The sequence below is a fragment of the Streptomyces sp. NPDC031210 genome, from assembly GCF_055570395.1.
Genome location: NZ_JBVIHH010000007.1, coordinates 157,310 through 175,550 on the forward strand (window position 1 = coordinate 157,310; position 18,241 = coordinate 175,550).

An 18,241-nucleotide genomic window follows, 5' to 3' on the forward strand; every position below is an offset into this window, starting at 1 on the left:
GGTCCGCCAGCTATGGTGTGCGGCGCAGGCCACCGCCGCCGTTCCCACAGGGGGTGCTCGTCCATGACGCGCCGACTCCGTCCCGTCGAGCTCGACTTCGCCGCGTCCGCCCCGCTGCGGCTGGTGTTCGCCGCCGAGGTCGCCGCGCCCGTGGCAGCGGTGTACGCCGCGCTGGCGGAGGACACCGCGGGCTGGGCGGACTGGTTCACCGGGGTCGCGCGGTCGGCGGCGACGGACGGCGGCAGCGGCCGTGACGTCCGCCTGACGGGCGGCACCCGCTTCACCGAGACGGTCCTGGCCGCCGAGCCCGGGACGCGCTACGCCTACCGCGTCGATTCCACCAACGCCCCTGGTGTGCGGGCCCTGTTGGAGGACTGGCGGCTGACGCCGGCGGACGCCGGGACCCGGGTGCGGTGGCTGTTCGCGGCGGACGGCCCGGCGCCGTTCCGCGTCGTGACGACGCTGGCCCGGCCGGGGCTGGGGCGTGCCTTCCGGGAGTCGGTGCGGGCGCTGGAGAGGCGGCTGGCAGCAGGCTGAGGCCGGCGGCGGCCACGGGACCGGGGCGCCTGGCTCAAAGGCCCCCGCAGGCCGCCCCCGGAACGGTCTCAGCCGGTCCAGCGGCCGGTGGCCAGGAAGGTTTCGAGGGTGCGCGCGTACGGCGCGATGTCCAGGCCCTGGGAGACCAGCCAGTCGTCCGAGTAGTACTTGTCGAGGTAGCGGTCGCCGGGGTCGCACAGCAGGGTGACCACGGAGCCCGTACGGCCCTCGGCGACCATCTCCGAGACGATCTTCAGGGCGCTCCACAGTCCGGTGCCGGTCGAGCCGCCCGCCTTGCGGCCTATCGCCGCTTCCAGGGCGCGTACGGCGGCGACGCTGGCCGCGTCGGGGACCTTCATCATCCGGTCGATGGCACCGGGTACGAAGCTCGGCTCCATCCGCGGCCGGCCGATGCCCTCTATTCGCGAGGCGGTCGCGCAGTCGCTCTTGGCGTCGCCGGTCAGCCAGCCGTCGAAGAAGCAGGAGTTCTCCGGGTCGGGGACGCAGACGCGGGTGTCGTGCTGCATGTAGTGGACGTAGCGGGCGATGGTGGCGGAGGTGCCGCCGGTGCCCGCGGTGGCCACGATCCAGGCGGGCTCCGGATAGCGCTCCAGGCGGAGCTGCTGGTAGATGGACTCGGCGATGTTGTTGTTGCCGCGCCAGTCCGTCGCCCGTTCGGCATAGGTGAACTGGTCCATGTAGTGCCCGCCGGATTCGGCGGCGAGCCGGGCGGAGACGTCGTAGACGGTGCGGGGGTCCTGCACCAGGTGACAGCTACCGCCGTGGAACTCGATCAGGCGGGTCTTCTCACGACTGGTGGTGGCGGGCATCACCGCGATGAACGGCACGCCGATCAGCGAGGCGAAGTACGCCTCGGAGACGGCCGTGGAGCCGCTGGAGGACTCGATGACCGGCTTGCCGGGCCGGATCCAGCCGTTGCACAGCCCGTAGAGGAACAGCGAGCGGGCCAGCCGGTGCTTGAGGCTGCCGGTGGGGTGCGTCGACTCGTCCTTGAGGTAGAGGTCGATGCCCCACTTCTCCGGGAGCGGGAAGCGCAGCAGGTGGGTGTCGGCGGTGCGGTTGGCGTCCGCCTGGACCTTGCGGACGGCTTCTTTGAGCCAGCTTCGGTAGTCCGGATCGGTGCGGTCGACATCGGTGGTCGGCATCGGGGCGCCGGCCTCGGCCACGCCGTCCGTCTGGCTCTGCGGCTGCTGTGCGGTGCTCACCGGCGCGCTCCTCAAAGGGGGTTTCCGGCCCGCGCGGACGCGGGGCCGGTTCCGACTATAGCCACCCTCCGCACGCTTCTCACCTGCATAAACATCGCTTTGGGGCACCCCAAGGAGGCGTTGGGAGGCGGCCGTTGCGCGGTGGGGACCAACGGGCACTGGTGCCCGGGACGTGGGAGCGGGAGACTCCCACCAAGGGGCGGTGGAGCACACCCGCCCGTTGTCACCGAGGAGGGGGCCAGCATGGCGGATCGGGAGTTCACCGCGACCGGCGTACGGATCGAGCGGTGGCTGCGGTCCCTGACCCGGGCCGGTCAGGTGGTCATCGAGGACGGCAGACTGGTGCTGCTGACGAGTTACGGCAGAGAGATCGACAGTGCTCCCCTGCGGGCCGTGCAGGTGCACAAACCGCTGTTCGCGGCGCGGGACCGGGCGCTGGCCACCCTCAACGGCCACCGCTATTCGCTCACCCTGGGCACGCCCGAGCTGTTCTTGAAGGCCGTGGAGGCCGCCCGTCCGCCGCGGAGCTGACCGGAGTGGCGCGGTTGCGGGACCGCGCCGGCTGCCCGACCCTGGACACGTATCACTGAGGGTTCACCAGCGGTGACGTTGCGGTGCAGCCGGCATCGCTGGATCCGATCTTCGCCCCTGCCGGGTCCGGGGGGCGCCCGACCTCATCAGGGAGTCGTGGTCGTGATCAGGCAGCCCAGCAGGCACTGCACGGTGGAGCTGCAAGCTCTGCCGCCCCGCATCGCGCATGTGCGCAGAGTCGTCGCCGCACAGTTGCGCTACTGGCGTCTCGACGCCCTCGTGGACCCCGCGACGCTCGGGGTGACCGAACTCCTGGCCAACGTCTACCGGCACGCCCGCCCCGATAAGCAGTGCAAGGTCGAACTGTGCGTGCTCCTGGACCAGTTGACGGTTTCGGTCTACGACCACGATCCGCGGCTGCCGCGGCTGCGGGCCGCCGGCACCTGGGAGACGTGCGGGCGCGGCCTGAGTCTGGTCGCGACGATCAGCGAGAGCTGGGGGGTGCGGCCGGACGGTGCGGGCAAGGTGGTGTGGTTCACCCTCCCGGCCCTGACCACCGCCCCGGAAGAGGCCCGGCCGGCCGCGGCGCGCTGGGACACCGGGCCGCTGGAGCCCGTCCGTACGACGGCCGAGCCGCGGGCCCGGAGCGCGAAGGTCGGCTGACGGCCGCGGCCCCCGGCTCCGGCGCCCGCTACGCGGTGGTGGTCATGCCGCGCCTCCCTTGGGCCCAGCGCCGAAGTGCTCCTCCAGGACGGAGAGCCGGCGCCAGTACTCCTCCTCGTCGATCTCACCCGCCGCGAAGCGCCGGCCGAGGACGTCGAGGGGCGAGGGCGTGTCGGCCCGCGCCGCGAAGCGCGGGCCGCCGGGCCGCCCGCCGGGACCGCCGCGACGCCAGACGGTGCGGCGCAGCACGGTCACCACGGCGAGGACGACCAGTGCCCACAGGAGCGGGGCGAAAAGGATCCAGGGGCCCGGGCCACCGCCGGACCACGGGTGTGCCAGTTCGAACATCGGATTCAGCTCCTTGTCGGGGAAGGCATTCGCCTGTCGTGCCTGTCCCTTTCGAGGTTCGTCTTCCGTGGGCGGCGAGGCGTCGTACGACCAGCGGCTTCGTCCGTACGACGCCGGTGGTAGGCGGGCCGCCGGGAGCTGCTCCCGCCCGGGGTTGATCTTTGTAACTACTAGTATGTACATTGGGATCATGAGCACTCAGGAGAGCACGCCGGATCGGCTCGTGCGCAGTACCCAGGAGCTCCTGTGGGAGCGCGGCTACGTCGGGACCAGCCCCAAGGCGATCCTGGAACGGGCCGGCGTCGGCCAGGGCAGCATGTACCACCACTTCACCGGCAAGTCCGATCTAGCGCTGGCCGCGATCCGGCGCACCGCGGAGGGGATGCGGGAAGCCGCCGAGGCGTGCCTGTCGGGTCCCGGCACGGCGTACGACCGGATCGCGGCGTATCTGCTGCGCGAGCGGCGGGTGTTGCGCGGCTGCCCGATCGGCCGGATGACGCAGGACCGGGACGTGGTGCGAAGCCCGGAGTTGCGGCAGCCGCTGGACGAGATGTTCGGCTGGCTCCGGAGCCGGATGACCGAGGTGCTCACGGAGGGACAGCGGCGCGGCGAACTGGCCGCCGCCCTGGACCCGGCGGCCACCGCCGCGACCGTGGCGGCCGTCGTCCAGGGCGGTTACGTCCTCGCCCGGGCGGCCGACGACAGCGCGCCGTTCGACGCGGCGGTGCGGGGCACGCTGGCGCTGCTCGCCGCGCAGGTCACGGGCGCGGCGGGCGGCGCGGACGAGACGGGCGGCGCGGGCCGGGCCCCTGCCGCCGACTGACCGCCCTACCGAGACCCGCACGGTTACGCCGATTCCGCTTCCCCGCCCAGGAGTTCACCCCATGGACATCGTCCGAGAGCGTCCCGCCACCCAGGCCGGCCCCGCGGCGCACTTCACCGGCAGCGTCTGGCTCGACGAGATCGCCGCGCCGCCGGCCCCGTCCCGGCTGCGCATGTTCAGCGTCCACTTCGCGCCCGGCGCCCGCACCGCCTGGCACACGCATCCGCACGGCCAGATCCTGCACGTCACCGAGGGCGCCGGCCTGGTGCGGCGCGCGGGTGGCCCCGTCGAGCCGATCCGGGCCGGCGACACCGTCTGGATCGCCCCGGGCGAGCGGCACTGGCACGGCGCGGCGCCGGACACCTTCATGACGCACCTCGCGGTGGTCGAGGCCGCCGAGGACGGCGCAACGACCGCCTGGGCGTCGCCGGTCGGCCCGGAGGAGTATCCGGGCCCGGCGCACCGCGACGCCTGACCGCACCGGCCCGCCACCGGGGCCGGCCACCCATCCCCTTCCGTACGGGAGCTTTCATGCACGCCGTGCACGCCATGCAGTACGTCCTCACCCTGCCCGCCGACTACGACATGCGGATCATCCGGCACCGCGTACGGTCCAAGGGCCACCTCATGGACGACTTCCCCGGTCTCGGCCTCAAGGCGTACGGCATCCGGGAGCGCGGCACGGCCGGTTCGCCCGTCAACCAGTACGCGCCGTTCTACCTCTGGGCCGATCCGCGCGCCATGAACCGCTTCCTGGCCGGCGACGGGTTCCGGGGCGTCATCCGCGACTTCGGGCGGCCGGCCGTCCAGCACTGGCAGGGCATGTTCCACCGGCCCGGCCCGGCCGCCGGCACCGTCCCCGCCGCCTTTTCCCGCCGGAGCGAGACGCTGCCCGAGAGCGCCGATCCGGCCACCGCCCTCGCGGCCGCGCTGGCCGGACACGAGCGGCTGGCCGGCACCGACGGCGTGCACTCCACCGCCCTGGGCCTCGATCCCCGGACCTGGGAGCTGATCCACTTCACCCTGTGGTCGGACGCCGTCCCCGAGTCGGCGGGCGACCGCTACGAAGTGCTGCACCTGTCCGCGCCGCACACCGGCGCACTGGGCACGGGGCGGCAGTGGTGAGCCCGGCACCCACGGAGCGGGACGACCGTCCCGCCGCGGCCGCCCCGGCGGGCCAACCCGATCCCGCCCGACCCCCCGGCGGCCCGGCCGTCCGCACGGTCCTCGGCGATATCGCCCCCGACGACCTCGGCGTCTGCGACGCGCACGATCACCTCTTCCTGCGCAGCCCCCTGCTGCCGGGGCAGGAACTGGACGACGCGGGTCTGGCCGCCGCCGAACTGGCCGCCTTCCGCGCGGCCGGCGGCGCCGCGGTGATCCAGTGGACGCCGTACGGCATGGGGCGCCGCGTCGCGGAACTGCCGCGGCTGGCAAGGGAGTCGGGGGTGCGGATCGTCGCCGCCACCGGGCTGCACCAGGCGGTGCACTACGCGCCCGACGTCCTCGCGCGGGCGCGGCGCGATCCGGCCGGGCTGTTCGTGGCCGAGCTGACCGAGGGGATCGGCGGCGGTACGGGACCGCGCGCCGGAATGATCAAGGTGGCCGGGGGCTTCCACGGCCTGGACCGGCACGCCCGGCACACCATGGCCGCGGCGGCCGAGGCCCACCACGCCACCGACGCCGCCATCGGCGTCCACCTGGAGCTGGGCACCGGCGCGCTGGACGTACTCGACCTGCTCTGCGGGGAGTTGGGCGTCCCACCGCACCGGGTGGTCCTCGGCCACCTCAACCGCGCGCCGGACCTCACCACGCACCGGCTGGCCGCCGAGTCCGGCGCGTATCTGGCGCTGGACGGCCCCTCGCGCGCCCATCACGCGACCGACTGGCGGCTGCCCGACGCGCTGGCCGCGCTCGCCGACGCCGGGCACGGCGACCGGATCCTGCTGGGCGGCGACACCACGACGGCCGGCGCGCGGTCGGTCAGCGGCGGGCCCGGCATGCCGTATCTGCTGGGCCGCCACCGTCAGCGGCTGGCACTCACCCTGGGCGAGGACCTGGTGACGCGCTTCCTGACGGCGAACCCGGCCCGGGCGTTCGCGGCCGACTGGCCGCGGACGGCCGACCGGGAGCGGACGGCCGACCGGGAGCGGACGGCCGACCGGGAGCGGGAGCCGGCGGATCGAGGATCCGTCGGTGACAGGCTCACAGGGTGACGGCGATCCCCACATGCGGCCGTCTGCCCCGCCGCAGCAGCGCGCCGCCGGTGTCCATCAGCCGGAACCGCAGCCCGTACTTGCCCGCCATCGCCTTGCGCACGCGGCCGAGCGCGGCACCGCCCTCCAGCAGCCGGGCGGTGCCCTCGGCCGTCGGCGCACCCGCCGCGATCCGGCCGCGCACATCGCACGCGGTCACGGTCACCCGCGGGTCTCGGCGCAGCCGCTTCACCTTCCAACTGTCGTCCCGCGTCCACACCAGCAGCTCCGCCCCGTCGGCCACCGCCCACACGGGCGTGGCCACCGGGGTGCCGTTCCTGCGGTACGTGACCAGGCTGACGTACGGGCTGCGGGCGAGCGCTTCGGGAACCATGGGGCGAAGCCTAGGCGTACCCCGCGGTACTGGGCAGTGGGTGGCCACGCGCGGTCAGCGGCCGACCACCACCAGCGGGTCGTCCAGCACCGGCTGCCAGGCGAGTTCCGCCGCGCCGACAAGGCTGTTGTGGTCCAGGCTGCACGGCAGGATCGGTACGCCGCCGCTGCGTCCCCACAGGCTGCGGTCGGCGACCACCGCCCGCAGCCGGTCCGGGTCGGCCTCCAGCAGGGCGCGGTGCAGGCCGCCGAGGATGATGCGGTCGGGGTTGAGGATGTTGACCAGCCCGGCGATGCCGAGGCCGAGGCGGTCGATGAGCAGATCCGCCGCGGCGCGCACCGCCGGGTCGGCGTACTCGTGACGTAGCAGGTCGGCGGCCTGGTGGAGCTGGGAGACCTCAGGGCCCGGGTCGCGGCCGGCGGCGGCGAGGAAGGCGAGCGGGTCCGCCTCGACGTCCAGGCAGCCGCGGCTGCCGCAGTGACAGGGCGCGCCCTCGGGGTTGACGGTCAGGTGGCCCACTTCCAGCGCGAGGCCCGAACTGCCGCTGTGCAGGCGCCCGTCCAGCACCAGCGCCCCGCCGACACCCCGGTGGCCGGAGGCCACGCACAGCAGGTCGCGGGCGCCGCACCCGGCACCGTGCCGGTGTTCGGCGAGCGCCATGAGGTTGACATCGTTGCCCGTGAAGCCGATGGTCCCGGTCACGCCGGGGATCTTGGCGTCGGCGAGCGCACGCAGGAACAGCGCGCGCACCGGGGCGCCCGATGGCCAGGCCAGGTGCAGCGGGTTGAGGGCCTCGCCGTCCGGTTCGGCCACGGCGGACGGCACGGCGAGACCCGCGCCCAGACACCGCCGGCCGGTCTCGCGCAGCAGGGCGGAGCCGGCCTCCACGACCTCGGCGAGGACGTGGGCGGGGTCGGCGGGGATCGTGCCGCAGCCCGTCGTGGTGGCCACGATGCGCCCGCCGAGGCCGACGAGGGCGACACGGAAGCCGTCGGCGTGGATCTGCGCGGCGAGTACGACGGGGCCGGTGTCGTTGATGAACAGCCGGTGGGAGGGCCGCCCTTGGGAGCCGGCGGAGGCGGTCGGCCGCGAGTCGACGGTGATCAGGCCGAGCGCTTCGAGCTCGGCGGCCACCGCGCCCGCCGTCGCGCGGGTCACGCCGAGTTCGGCGGTGAGGACGGCGCGCGTGGGCGCGCGCCCGGTGTGTACGAGCTCCAGTGCGGGACCGAGGGCGCCACGGCCCCGCTCCAGCCTGGTTGTCCGAGTGTGGGTCACGGCTCTATTCTGACTTTGTGCCGACGCGGAACAAAACGCGGAGGCGGAACAGGATACGGCTGAACACGATACGGACGGCCCTTTCGCGAGCCGCGGCCAGCATCCCACCGACCGGCGGGCGCCGTGGACCCGCCTCGCGCTCACCGCGTTCTTCCGTCGGCGGCCCGGTCACCCGTCGGCGGCCCGGTCACCCGCGGCGCCGCGCTGTCAGTGGCGGCTGGCACACTCGACGGCATGGAGATCACTGAGTTCGTCGAAACACTGCGACTGGACGGGGCGTTGCTGGCCGACGCCGCCGAGGAGGCCGGCCCCGAGGCCCCGATTCCGGCCTGCCCCGAGTGGCGGATGCGGGATCTGGTCAGCCACGTGGGGCGGGTGCACCGCTGGGCGGCGGACTATGTCACGCGCGGTCTCGACGAGGCCAGCCGTCCGGCGGCCGGTCCCGAGCTGGAGGGCAAGGAGCTCGTCGACTGGCTGCGGGAGGGGCACGACGGCCTGGTGCGGGCGCTGGACACGGCCCCGCGGGACCTAGTGGTCTGGACCTTCCTGCCCGCTCCCTCCCCGCTGGCGTTCTGGGCGCGGCGGCAGGCGCACGAGACGTCGGTACACCGCGTCGACGCGCAGCAGGCGGCCGGCGCCGCCCTGACTCCCCTGCCGTCCGCCTTCGCCGCCGACGGCATCGACGAACTCCTGGCCGGAATCCACGCCACGGAGCGCAGCAAGGCCCGTACGGACACGCCCCGGACCCTGCGGGTGCGGGCGACAGACGCCGTGGACGCGGACTGGACGGTGCACCTCTCCCAGGCGGCGCCGCGCACGGTGCGGGCCACCGCCCCGGAGTCCATACCGGCGGACTGCACGGTCGAGGGCCCGGCCGAGGAGTTGTATCTCGCCCTGTGGAACCGCCTGCCGTGGGACGGCCTGTCGGTCGACGGCGACGAGGCGCTGGCCCGGTTGTGGCGGGAGAACTCCGGCATCTGAGGCCCGGCCGGGGCGGGCGCGGGTCGCCGGGCAGGCCGGCGGACGGCCGGCCGGCGGGCCGTCCCGCCCGCCCCGGGTCAGCCCAGCCAGCCGGGGCGGACCAGGCCGGACTCGTAGGCCAGGACGACCAGTTGGGCACGGTCGCGGGCGCCGAGTTTGACCATGGCGCGGCTGACGTGGGTCTTGGCGGTCAAGGGGCTGACGACGAGACGGCGGGCGATCTCCTCGTTGGTCAGCCCCATCCCGACGAGCGCCATCACCTCGCGCTCCCGGTCGGTCAGTTCCGACAGCACCCCGGCCGCGGCCGGCTCCTTGGAACGGGCGGCGAACTCGGCGATCAGGCGGCGGGTGACGCCGGGCGAGAGCAGGGCGTCACCCGCGACGACCGCACGGACGGCCCGCACCAGCTCCTCGGGTTCGGTGTCCTTGACCAGGAAGCCGGAGGCGCCGGACCGGATCGCCTCGAAGACGTACTCGTCCAGCTCGAAGGTGGTCAGCATGACGACCTTGACGTCGGGGAGGCCGGAATCGCCGGTGATCTCGCGGGTCGCGGCCAGGCCGTCCAGCACCGGCATGCGGATGTCCATCAGGACGACGTCCGGACGGTGCGCGCGCACCGCGGCCAGCGCTTCCCGCCCGTCGGCCGCCTCCCCCACCACCTCGATACCGGGCTGGGAGTCCAGCAGCGCCTTGAAGCCGGCCCGGACCAGCAGTTGGTCGTCGGCGAGCAGTACCCGGATCACGACTCCCCCTCGGTGGCGGTCGGGGTCACCGTACCGGCGTCGGCGGCCCGTCCACGGTGGTGCGCGCCGACGAGCGGCAGACGGGCCGCGACACGGAAGCCGCCGTCCGGGCGGGGGCCCGCCTCGACGGTGCCGCCGAGCGCCGCGGCCCGTTCGCGCATGCCGACCAGGCCGTTCCCGCCGACCGACGGATCCCCGGTGGCGGAGGTCGCCGGGCCGTCGTCGTCCACCATGATCTCCAGGGCACCCGGGGTGTAGTCGAGCCGTACGCGGGCGGTGCGCGAGCCGGAGTGGCGGACGATGTTGGTGAGCGCCTCCTGCACGATGCGGAACGCGGCCAGGTCCGCGCCGGGCGGCAGCGTCGTGCGGGCGCCCTCGGTGGTCACGTCCACCGCGAGGCCCGCTCCCCCGGCCTGCTCGGTGAGTTCGGGCAGCCGGTCCAGGCCCGGGGCGGGCGAGCGCGGCGCGTCGCCGGGGGTGCGGAGGGTGTCGAGGACCTGCCGGACCTCGCCGAGCGCTTCCTTGCTCGCGGCCTTGATCGTCGTCAGCGCGGTCCGCGCCTGCTCCGGGTCGTTGTCGAGCAGGGCCAGGCCCACGCCTGCCTGGACGTTGATGACGGAGATGCTGTGCGCGAGGACATCGTGCAGTTCGCGGGCGATCCGCAGGCGTTCCTCGTCGGCCCGGCGCCGCTCGGCGGCGGCCCGTTCGGCGCGGGCCTTCGCCCACTGCTCGCGCCGTACCCGCACCAGCTCGGAGACGGCGACCACCGCCACCATCAGCGCGGCCGGGAACAGTTCCTGCTCCCAGGGAAGGGGCCCCTCGCGCGGGGGCAGCCAGCGGTAGAGCCAGTGGCCGACGAGGAGATGCGCGGCCCACACCCCGCCGAGCGCGCACCAGGCGACCCGGCGGTGCCCGGCGACGATCGCGGCGAAGGCGCCGAGCGCGACGACGAGGAAGACCGGACCGTAGGGGTAGCCGGCGGTGAAGTAGCCGGTCACGACGGCCGCGGTGGCCAGGGCCACGGCGCGCGGGCAGCGGTGCCGGAAGAGCAGCAGGGCCGCGCCGGCGAACAGCAGCGCCCGCCCAGTGGCGTCCAGCGGGAGGCGGTCGGGCTGGGTGCGGGCGGCGAACCCGGAGCCGGCCATGACGAAGACCGTCACGGCGAGCGTCGAGATCCAGGGCAGACGGGCGCCGGCCCAGTTCCTCGGCGCCTCCCCGGCGGGCGAGCGCCACGGCTCCCAGGAGCGGCCGGGGCAGCGCCGCGCCCACGGCGGCCGTGCGTTGTCCATGTCCGCAACGCTAGACGGCGACGGGGCCGGGCGGCGTCAGCCCGGCGCGGTGATCGGGCGTACTCCTGTGGGAGTAGCCGGGAGCGGAGGATCGGGCGTACTCCTGGCGGGGCGGCCGGGCGCGGAGGATCGGGCGTACTCCTGCTGCGGCGGCCAGGCGCCGAGGAGCCGGGCGCGGGGTGGTTCCGACGGGGGCGGTTCTGGCGGGGCGCGAGGTGGTTCTGGCGCGAGGTGGTCCTGGCGGGGGCGGTTCTGGCGGGGCGCGAGGTGGTTCTGGCGCGAGGTGGTCCTGGCGGGGTGGTCCTGGCGGGGGTGCTTCTAGCGGGGCGTCGTCAGGCCGACGCCGCGGGCGAGGTGGAGCACGGACTGCTCGAAGAACTCCTCCCGGGCCTCGACGACCCGGTTGAACTGGCCGAAGAGTTCGAAGCTGAGCAGCCCGAAGAGCTGGGCCCAGGCACCGATGAGCCGCGCCACGACCGCGCCCGGCAGCTCCACCCCGAGTCCGGCGGCGAGTGCCAGCGCGTCGCCGACCACGGCGTCGGGCAGCGGTTCGGCGGATTCCGTGAGGGCGCCCGCGGCGTACGCGTCGCGGACCACGCCGATCAGGGCCAGGCCGACCCGGGCCGCGGGCTGGGTGGTGGTGCCCGGGGCGCTGTAGCCGGGCACGGGCGAGCCGTAGATCAGGGCGTATTCGTGCGGATGGGCGAGGGCCCAGCGGCGGACGGCCGCGCAGATGGCGGTCCAACGGGCGAGGGGGCGGTCGGCGCCGGGCCCCCCGCGGGCGCGGTCCGCGCCTTCCGCGGCCTCGCCCACCGCGTTGTACGCGTCGACGATCAGCGCGGTGAGCAGGTCGTCCCGGCTGGGGAAGTAGCGGTAGAGGGCCGAGGAGGCCATGCCGAGTTCGCGGGCGACGGCGCGCAGGGAGAGCTTGGCGGCGCCCTCGGCGGCGAGCTGTCTGCGGGCCTCGTCCTTGATGGCCGCGGTGACTTCGCTGCGGGCTCGTTCCCTGGCCCCTCGGATCGCAGTCATGGCCGGCAGTCTGCCACGCCCGGGATCACCGCACAAAAACGAGAGCAGCGGCATCAGTTGTGTGCACTGCTCTTGATTTGCTGCGCCACTCTCCCCACACTGGGCGCACTAAAGCGAGAGCAGTGCTCTCGAATGTGTACGGCGCTCACCTTCACGAGCGCGGACCACGGAGGACCTCATGCCGCAGTCGGAGTCACAGCCCCGGCCCCAGCCCCAGCCCCCGACCCCTTACCGCAAGCCCGGCCGTCTCGCCGTACGCCTCAACGGCGCCATCGGCTGGCTCGCACGCCGCGGCATCAGCCTCGCCGGCTCGGCCGACCTGGCGGTCCGCGGCCGCAGGAGCGGCACATGGCGGCGCGTCCCCGTCAATCCCCTGACCTTTGAGGACGGCCGCTATCTCGTCTCGGCGCGCGGCGACTCCGAGTGGGTACGCAATACGCGCGCCGCGGGCGGCGGCGAGCTGCGCCTCGGCCGCCGGACCAGCCCGTTCACCGCCGTGGAGATCCCGCCCGCCGAGAGGCCGGCGGTGCTGCGGGCCTATCTCAAGCGCTGGGGCTGGGAGGTCAAGAGCTATTTCGGCGAGGTCACCGCCGCCTCCACCGACGAGGAACTCCTCGCCGCGGCGCCCCGCCACCCCGTCTTCCGCCTCACCGTGACGGAGTCCTGAGCGAACGGACCCAGGACACGGTTCCAGGCGCCCTCACCCCCGGTCGAACGCCTCCAGCGCCCGCCGGGCCATCCCGTGGGTGCGGACCATCTCGGCCAGGGTCGTCGTACCGCGGGTGATCTTCGCGAAGGCGTGCCAGGCGGGGCGGAAGCCCGTGACCGCGGCGTGTATGAGGCCGGGGCGGCGGGAGAAGACCTTGAGCATCCGGCGGCCCACGCCCATCTCGACGCCGAGGCCCGACTTGATGGCGAAGGCGTAGTTCAGGGCCTGCCGGCGCGCGTCCACCGCGTCGTGCGCCTCGGCGACGCGGACCGCCCATTCGCCGGCGAGCCGTCCCGAACGCAGGGCGAACGAGATGCCCTCGCGGGTCCACGGCTCCAGCAGGCCGGCCGCGTCACCGCACACCAGCACCCGGCCACGGGACAGCGGCGAGTCATCGGCGCGGCAGCGTGTCAGGTGGCCGGAGGAGATGCTCGGCTCGAAGCCGGCGAGGCCGAGCCGCCCGATGAAGTCCTCCAGATAGCGCTTGGTCGCCGCGCCCTCGCCGCGCGCGGAGATCACGCCGACGGTGAGGGTGTCGCCCTTGGGGAAGACCCAGCCGTAACTGCCGGGCATCGGGCCCCAGTCGATGAGCACCCGCCCGGCCCAGTCCTCGGCGACGGTCGCGGGCACCGGGACCTCCGCCTCCAGGCCGAGGTCGACCTGGTCGAGCTTGACCCCGACGTGCGCCCCTATCCGGCCCGCGCTGCCGTCGGCGCCGACGACGGACCGCGCCAGGACGACCTCGCCGTCGCCCAGCACCACCGCGACGGTGCGGCGGTCGGGCACCTCGGCACCGTGCTGTTCGACCCGCGCGACGGTGACGCCCGTACGGACCGTCGCGCCCGCGTCCTTCGCCGACTCGACCAGCCCGGCGTCGAACTCCGGCCGGTTGATCAGCCCGAAGAGCATGTGACGGGAGCGGCGGGTGCGGGTCAGCCGGCCGTTGAGCGAGAACGTCACGGCGTGGACGCGGTCGCGCAGCGGCAGCTCGAAGCCGGGCGGCAGGGAGTCCCGCGAGGGGCCGATGATGCCGCCGCCGCAGGTTTTGTACCGCGGCAGTTCCGCTTTCTCCAGGAGCAGGACCCGGCGTCCCGTACAGGCCGCGGCGTGTGCCGCCGAGGCGCCGGCGGGACCCGCGCCCACCACCACGACGTCCCACACCCGCTGGTTGTCCTCCGCTGCCCGCTCGCTGCTCACCTGTGCTTCTGCTCCCGTCCGATGCCTGGCTGCGCGTACCGCCCGCATCCTACGGGCCGCCGTCTCGCGAGGTGCCTGTGGGAAGATCGGGGGCACTCATGCCCGTACGTCCGGCCCGCCCGGCACACTCCGCCGGACGTTCCGTAGGTACCCAACGCCGCGCCCACAAGGAGCGTTCCATGTCTGACAGCCCGCTCGCGCACACCGTCGCCTCGCTGCAGCCCCGCGCCAGGGCGGAGCTGGCCGAGTTGGTGGCCTTCAAGTCGGTCGCGGACCCGGCCCAGTTCCCGCCGAGCGAGTGCGCGGCGGCGGCGAACTGGGTCGCGGAGGCGCTGCGGGCCGACGGTTTCGAGGACGTCGCGCTGCTGGACACCCCCGACGGCAGCCAGGCCGTCTACGGCTTCCTGCCCGGTCCGGCCGGCGCCCCGACGGTGTTGCTGTACGCGCACTACGACGTGCAGCCGCCGCTGGACGAGGCCGCCTGGATATCGCCGCCCTTCGAGCTGACCGAGCGCGACGGCCGGTGGTACGGCCGTGGCGCGGCGGACTGCAAGGGCGGCCTGATCATGCATCTGACGGCGCTGCGCGCGTTGCGGGAGCACGGTGGCGTCCCGGTCGGCGTGAAGCTGATCGTCGAGGGTTCCGAGGAGCAGGGCACCGGCGGTCTGGAGCGGTACGCCGAGGCGCATCCCGGGTTGCTGGCCGCCGACGCGATCGTCATCGGCGACGCCGGTAACTTCCGCGTCGGGCTGCCGACGGTGACGGCGACGCTGCGCGGGATGACGCTCGTGCGGGTGCGGGTCGACGCGCTGGAAGGCAATCTGCACTCCGGTCAGTTCGGAGGCGCGGCCCCCGACGCGCTGGCCGCGCTGATCCGGATCCTGGACTCGCTGCGCGCCGAGGACGGGTCGACGACCGTCGAGGGGCTCGCCGCGGACGCCACCTGGGAGGGTCTGCAGTATCCCGAGGAGGAGTTCCGCAAGGACGCCAAGGTGCTGGACGGTGTCGGGCTGATCGGCAGCGGCACGATCGCGGACCGGATCTGGGCCCGCCCGGCCGTGACGGTGCTCGGCATCGACTGTCCGCCGGTGATCGGCGCGACCCCGTCGGTCCACGCCGGTGCCCGGGCGCTGGTGAGCCTGCGGGTGCCGCCGGGCACCGACGCGGCGGAGGCGACGAAGCTGCTCGCCGCGCATCTGGAAGGTGCCGCTCCGTGGGGCGCGCGGGTGTCGGTCGAGCAGGTCGGGCAGGGCCAGCCGTTCCGCGCCGACACCGGCAGCCCGGCGTACGCCTCGATGGCCGCGGCGATGCGCGAGGCGTACGACGGGCAGGAGATGCAGACGTCCGGTATGGGCGGCTCGATCCCGCTGTGCAACACCCTGGCCGGGCTGTATCCGGACGCGGAGATCCTGCTGATCGGGCTGAGTGAGCCCGAGGCGCAGATCCACGCCGTCAACGAGAGTGTCTCGCCGCAGGAGTTGGAGCGGTTGTCGCTGGCCGAGGCGCTGTTCCTCCAGCGGTACGCGGAGAGCCGGGGCTGACGCCGGGGGGCGGGGCCGGGCGGCGTGGCCCGGCCCCGTGCGCGAGCCCGGCCGGGCGGCGGGCCGGCTCCGGTCAGCCGACCGGGACGCCGGCCTCCAGGTTGAGCGGGCAGCCCCGTTCGCGGGCGCGCAGCGCCCAGCGCAGCCGGTTCCAGCGCACCGGCGGCAGCATGTCCCCCGCCTCCGCTTCGGTGACGAAGCGCCAGTCGCGCAACTCGGCTCCGGGCAGCAGCAGTTTCCGGATCCGGTCGCCGGGCAGCGTGCCGCCGTCGAAGAGCAGTCGCAGGCCGCCGTAGCCGGGCGGCTGGGGCGCTTCCCAGTCCAGGACGAGCAGCCGGGGGGCGCGGGTCAGCTCTATGCCGAGTTCCTCGGCGACCTCGCGTACTCCGGCGTGGGCGGGGGCCTCGCCCGGTTCCACGATGCCGCCGGGGAATTCCCAGCCCGGCTTGTAGGTGGGGTCGACGAGCAGCACCCGGTCCTGGTCGTCGAAGAGCAGGACGCCGGCGGCGAGCGTCTCGGCGGTCGGCTCGGGTGTCTGCACGATGTCGCAGGAGCCGGCGCCGGTGCGTACGGCCTCGGCGATCTGTTCGGCGGTCTGGCGGGGGGTCAGGCGGCTGGTGTCGACGACGTGGGCGTCGCCCTTGAGCCAGGCCAGGGCGTCCGCGTAGCGGCCCGGGAGGTCCCGGCACCACCGGCGGCCGGCCGCGTCCCCGCCGGTGTCCGCCGCGGGCTCCTCCCGGCCCGCGACCCGCTCACGCAGGATCGTTTCGTCCGCGTGCAGCAGGACATGCCGTACGGGAATCCGGCGGGCCGCGAGGGCGCCGAAGATCTCGTCGCGGTATTCCTGGCGCAGCAGCGTCATCGGGGTCACGAGAGGGCCGGGGACCTCGGTGAGCAGGGCCGCTGCGGTGTCCACGACCATGCGCCGCCAGGCCGGCAGGTCCTGGTAGTCGTCGATCTCCTCGAAGCGTTTGGCGGGAAGCATCAACCGCAAGCCGCTGCCGAGGAGTTCGGGGTCGTAGAGCGTGCTTCCGGGAAGCAGGTCGAGCAATTCATGAGCCGCAGTGGTCTTGCCCGCACCGAACGTGCCGTTCAGCCAGACGATCACGGTTTCCCCTCTTCCCTAGACCCAGGTGAGTTGCCCGCAACACCCTGCCACGGAAACGCTCGGGATCACGGGCCGCGCGCACGACCGGGAACGGCGCAGATTCCCCCGGCAAACAAGCGCTCCCCCGCCCCTCCAACACCGAAACCCCCTCCGCGCACCGGGCTCCCGGCCGTCGGCGGCACGGCGGATGCCGCATATGACGGCGGCCCGGGACGAACGGGCGTGCGACCAAAGACGGCACGGAATTCAACAGAAGCGAACGCCAGACGCCCTCTTCCAACAGAGTCCAACGGTCCCTACGGTGAACAGTCGCGAACAGTCGCCGGTCCACCGGCACCGGGTGCCGCCGGCGGTCCCCGGCTTCGCTTCCCCACACCTTCGCGAGGACGGAGACGCCCCTCATGCGCGTTCCTCTCCGCACCACCTTCCGGCGAGCGCACCTGCGCGCCGCCGGAGCGCTGACCGCCGCACTGCTGTGCACGGCGGGCACCACCCACGTCCCCGGCGCGCCCCGTCCTGCCGACGGGCCGGCGCGTACGGACGGGCCGGTGCGTACCGACGGGCCCGCGCGCACCCCGCCGATGGGGTTCAACAACTGGAACTCGACCCACTGCCGCGCCGAGTTCGACGAAGCCATGGTCAAGGGCATCGCCGACCTCCTCGTCACCAAGGGCCTGAAGGACGCGGGCTACCGGTACGTCAATCTCGATGACTGCTGGGCGCTGCCGGCCCGGGACACGAACGGCAAGCTCGTCCCGGATCCGCGGCGCTTCCCGCACGGCATCGCGGCCCTCGCCGACTACGTCCACTCCAAGGGCCTGAAGTTCGGCATCTACACCAGCGCCGGCACCAAGACCTGCGACGAGAACGGATTCCCCGGCGGACTGGGCCACGAGACCTCCGACGCCCGGCAGTTCGCCGACTGGGGCGTGGACTACCTCAAGTACGACAACTGCAACAACCAGGGCGTGGACGCCCGGCAGCGGTACCGCGCCATGCGCGACGCGCTGGAGGCCACCGGCCGGCCCCTCGTCTACAGCATCTGCGAGTGGGGCGAGAACAAGCCCTGGGAATGGGCGTCGGACGTAGGGCATCTGTGGCGTACGACCGGGGACATCGGCGACACCTGGCCGAGCATGCTCTCCATCCTGAAGCGGAATCTTCCGCTGGCGCCGTACGCCGGGCCCGGGCACTGGAACGACCCGGACATGCTGGAGGTCGGCAACGGCGGCATGACGGACACCGAATACCGCAGCCACTTCACCCTGTGGTCGATGATGGCCGCCCCTTTGCTGATCGGCACCGATCTGCGCCGGGCCACCCCGCGCACCTTCGAGATCCTGGGGAACAAGGAGGTCATCGCGCTGGACCAGGACCCGCTGGGTGACCAGGCCCGGGTGCGCGCCTCCGACGCCGGCCGCTGGACGCTGGTCAAGCGGCTGGCGAACGGGGACCGCGCGGTCGCGCTGTTCAACGAGACCGGGTGGCCGCGGCGGATCGCCACCACCGCGGCGGACGCCGGCCTTCCGCGGGCCGCCTCCTACCGCCTGCGCGACCTGTGGCGGCACCGCGACTCCCTGACCACGGGCGACATCTCCGCGACCGTTCCGGCGCACGCCACCGTCGTCTACCGGGTCTCCGCCGCGCCGTGA

19 protein-coding genes and 1 pseudogene are annotated in these 18,241 nt (G+C 73.9%); 11 read left to right on the forward strand and 9 right to left on the reverse strand.

The window, feature by feature from the left end; genetic code table 11:
• The first annotated feature begins 63 nt into the window (after positions 1-63).
• On the forward strand, positions 64-537 hold the full coding sequence (locus ACZ45Z_RS15325; protein WP_468362027.1) for an SRPBCC family protein: 474 nt from the start codon (positions 64-66) through the stop codon (positions 535-537).
• 68 nt (positions 538-605) lie between these two features.
• Here the strand turns inward: ACZ45Z_RS15325 and ACZ45Z_RS15330 are convergent, their stop codons facing one another.
• The gene (locus ACZ45Z_RS15330) at positions 606-1,703 is read right to left on the reverse strand and encodes a PLP-dependent cysteine synthase family protein (RefSeq protein WP_468362369.1); all 1,098 of its coding nucleotides are present in this window, start codon (positions 1,701-1,703) and stop codon (positions 606-608) included.
• Positions 1,704-2,006: 303 nt separating this feature from the next.
• On the opposite strand from ACZ45Z_RS15330, the gene ACZ45Z_RS15335 reads away from it, so the two are divergent.
• Positions 2,007-2,294, forward strand: a complete 288-nt coding sequence (locus tag ACZ45Z_RS15335) for a hypothetical protein (RefSeq protein WP_468362029.1) — start codon at positions 2,007-2,009, stop codon at positions 2,292-2,294.
• A gap of 162 nt (positions 2,295-2,456) precedes the next feature.
• Positions 2,457-2,957 (forward strand): ATP-binding protein, encoded by a 501-nt coding sequence (locus tag ACZ45Z_RS15340; protein WP_468362031.1) that lies wholly within the window; start codon positions 2,457-2,459, stop codon positions 2,955-2,957.
• 42 nt (positions 2,958-2,999) lie between these two features.
• Here ACZ45Z_RS15340 and ACZ45Z_RS15345 read toward each other — a convergent pair whose 3' ends face one another.
• Positions 3,000-3,305 carry an SHOCT domain-containing protein gene (locus ACZ45Z_RS15345; protein ID WP_468362033.1) on the reverse strand — a complete coding sequence of 102 codons (306 nt, stop codon included), beginning with the start codon at positions 3,303-3,305 and terminating at the stop codon, positions 3,000-3,002.
• 175 nt (positions 3,306-3,480) lie between these two features.
• Here ACZ45Z_RS15345 and ACZ45Z_RS15350 point away from each other — a divergent pair, with 175 nt between their 5' ends.
• The 4 genes from ACZ45Z_RS15350 to ACZ45Z_RS15365 all read left to right on the forward strand — a co-directional run bounded on the left by ACZ45Z_RS15350 (position 3,481) and on the right by ACZ45Z_RS15365 (position 6,344).
• Positions 3,481-4,128, forward strand: coding sequence for a TetR/AcrR family transcriptional regulator (locus ACZ45Z_RS15350; RefSeq protein WP_468362035.1), 648 nt, complete (start codon positions 3,481-3,483; stop codon positions 4,126-4,128).
• Between the two features lie 61 nt (positions 4,129-4,189).
• Complete coding sequence (locus ACZ45Z_RS15355; protein WP_468362037.1) at positions 4,190-4,603, forward strand: (R)-mandelonitrile lyase; 414 nt, start codon at positions 4,190-4,192, stop codon at positions 4,601-4,603.
• Positions 4,604-4,668: 65 nt separating this feature from the next.
• Positions 4,669-5,253, forward strand: coding sequence for a DUF4865 family protein (locus ACZ45Z_RS15360; RefSeq protein ID WP_468362371.1), 585 nt, complete (start codon positions 4,669-4,671; stop codon positions 5,251-5,253).
• A 110-nt stretch (positions 5,254-5,363) separates the two neighbouring features.
• Positions 5,364-6,344 carry a phosphotriesterase family protein gene (locus ACZ45Z_RS15365; protein ID WP_468362373.1) on the forward strand — a complete coding sequence of 327 codons (981 nt, stop codon included), beginning with the start codon at positions 5,364-5,366 and terminating at the stop codon, positions 6,342-6,344.
• Here the strand turns inward: ACZ45Z_RS15365 and ACZ45Z_RS15370 are convergent.
• Entirely contained in the window at positions 6,334-6,717 is a 384-nt protein-coding gene (locus tag ACZ45Z_RS15370; protein WP_468362039.1) for a PPOX class F420-dependent oxidoreductase, read from the reverse strand. The genes ACZ45Z_RS15365 and ACZ45Z_RS15370 overlap by 11 nt on opposite strands.
• 54 nt (positions 6,718-6,771) lie before the next feature.
• A complete protein-coding gene (locus tag ACZ45Z_RS15375; protein WP_468362041.1) occupies positions 6,772-7,992 on the reverse strand; it encodes an ROK family protein in 1,221 nt (406 codons plus the stop codon).
• Between the two features lie 234 nt (positions 7,993-8,226).
• Between ACZ45Z_RS15375 and ACZ45Z_RS15380 the strand changes: the two genes are divergently transcribed.
• Complete coding sequence (locus ACZ45Z_RS15380) at positions 8,227-8,973, forward strand: maleylpyruvate isomerase family mycothiol-dependent enzyme (RefSeq protein WP_468362043.1); 747 nt, start codon at positions 8,227-8,229, stop codon at positions 8,971-8,973.
• 77 nt (positions 8,974-9,050) lie between these two features.
• Here the strand turns inward: ACZ45Z_RS15380 and ACZ45Z_RS15385 are convergent, their stop codons facing one another.
• The 3 genes from ACZ45Z_RS15385 to ACZ45Z_RS15395 all read right to left on the reverse strand — a co-directional run bounded on the left by ACZ45Z_RS15385 (position 9,051) and on the right by ACZ45Z_RS15395 (position 12,034).
• Complete coding sequence (locus ACZ45Z_RS15385) at positions 9,051-9,716, reverse strand: response regulator transcription factor (protein WP_468362045.1); 666 nt, start codon at positions 9,714-9,716, stop codon at positions 9,051-9,053.
• Positions 9,713-11,005 (reverse strand): sensor histidine kinase, encoded by a 1,293-nt coding sequence (locus ACZ45Z_RS15390; protein WP_468362047.1) that lies wholly within the window; start codon positions 11,003-11,005, stop codon positions 9,713-9,715. The genes ACZ45Z_RS15385 and ACZ45Z_RS15390 overlap by 4 nt, the downstream gene beginning before the upstream one ends.
• Positions 11,006-11,323: 318 nt before the next feature.
• Positions 11,324-12,034 carry a TetR/AcrR family transcriptional regulator gene (locus ACZ45Z_RS15395; protein ID WP_468362049.1) on the reverse strand — a complete coding sequence of 237 codons (711 nt, stop codon included), beginning with the start codon at positions 12,032-12,034 and terminating at the stop codon, positions 11,324-11,326.
• A 178-nt stretch (positions 12,035-12,212) separates the two neighbouring features.
• Between ACZ45Z_RS15395 and ACZ45Z_RS15400 the strand changes: the two genes are divergently transcribed.
• Entirely contained in the window at positions 12,213-12,701 is a 489-nt protein-coding gene (locus ACZ45Z_RS15400; protein ID WP_468362051.1) for a nitroreductase family deazaflavin-dependent oxidoreductase, read from the forward strand.
• 33 nt (positions 12,702-12,734) lie between these two features.
• On the opposite strand, the gene ACZ45Z_RS15405 is transcribed toward ACZ45Z_RS15400, so the two are convergent.
• Complete coding sequence (locus ACZ45Z_RS15405; RefSeq protein ID WP_468362052.1) at positions 12,735-13,940, reverse strand: geranylgeranyl reductase family protein; 1,206 nt, start codon at positions 13,938-13,940, stop codon at positions 12,735-12,737.
• 179 nt (positions 13,941-14,119) lie between these two features.
• Here ACZ45Z_RS15405 and ACZ45Z_RS15410 point away from each other — a divergent pair, with 179 nt between their 5' ends.
• On the forward strand, positions 14,120-15,481 hold the full coding sequence (locus ACZ45Z_RS15410) for a M20/M25/M40 family metallo-hydrolase (protein WP_468362054.1): 1,362 nt from the start codon (positions 14,120-14,122) through the stop codon (positions 15,479-15,481).
• Positions 15,482-15,554: 73 nt separating this feature from the next.
• On the opposite strand, the gene ACZ45Z_RS15415 is transcribed toward ACZ45Z_RS15410, so the two are convergent.
• A complete protein-coding gene (locus ACZ45Z_RS15415; protein ID WP_468362056.1) occupies positions 15,555-16,589 on the reverse strand; it encodes an NUDIX hydrolase in 1,035 nt (344 codons plus the stop codon).
• Positions 16,590-16,990: 401 nt separating this feature from the next.
• On the opposite strand from ACZ45Z_RS15415, the pseudogene ACZ45Z_RS15420 reads away from it, so the two are divergent.
• Positions 16,991-18,232: pseudogene (locus ACZ45Z_RS15420) on the forward strand (glycoside hydrolase family 27 protein); the annotation flags it as partial.
• Between the last annotated feature and the right edge of the window lie 9 nt (positions 18,233-18,241).

Coding starts and splice junctions, on each gene's coding strand:
- ACZ45Z_RS15325 (WP_468362027.1), top strand. CDS start 64: ATGACGCGCCGACTCCGTCCCGTCGAGCTCGACTTCGCCGCGTCCGCC.
- ACZ45Z_RS15330 (WP_468362369.1), bottom strand. CDS start 1,703: ATGCCGACCACCGATGTCGACCGCACCGATCCGGACTACCGAAGCTGG.
- ACZ45Z_RS15335 (WP_468362029.1), top strand. CDS start 2,007: ATGGCGGATCGGGAGTTCACCGCGACCGGCGTACGGATCGAGCGGTGG.
- ACZ45Z_RS15345 (WP_468362033.1), bottom strand. CDS start 3,305: ATGTTCGAACTGGCACACCCGTGGTCCGGCGGTGGCCCGGGCCCCTGG.
- ACZ45Z_RS15350 (WP_468362035.1), top strand. CDS start 3,481: ATGTACATTGGGATCATGAGCACTCAGGAGAGCACGCCGGATCGGCTC.
- ACZ45Z_RS15355 (WP_468362037.1), top strand. CDS start 4,190: ATGGACATCGTCCGAGAGCGTCCCGCCACCCAGGCCGGCCCCGCGGCG.
- ACZ45Z_RS15370 (WP_468362039.1), bottom strand. CDS start 6,717: ATGGTTCCCGAAGCGCTCGCCCGCAGCCCGTACGTCAGCCTGGTCACG.
- ACZ45Z_RS15380 (WP_468362043.1), top strand. CDS start 8,227: ATGGAGATCACTGAGTTCGTCGAAACACTGCGACTGGACGGGGCGTTG.
- ACZ45Z_RS15390 (WP_468362047.1), bottom strand. CDS start 11,005: ATGGACAACGCACGGCCGCCGTGGGCGCGGCGCTGCCCCGGCCGCTCC.
- ACZ45Z_RS15395 (WP_468362049.1), bottom strand. CDS start 12,034: ATGACTGCGATCCGAGGGGCCAGGGAACGAGCCCGCAGCGAAGTCACC.
- ACZ45Z_RS15400 (WP_468362051.1), top strand. CDS start 12,213: ATGCCGCAGTCGGAGTCACAGCCCCGGCCCCAGCCCCAGCCCCCGACC.
- ACZ45Z_RS15410 (WP_468362054.1), top strand. CDS start 14,120: ATGTCTGACAGCCCGCTCGCGCACACCGTCGCCTCGCTGCAGCCCCGC.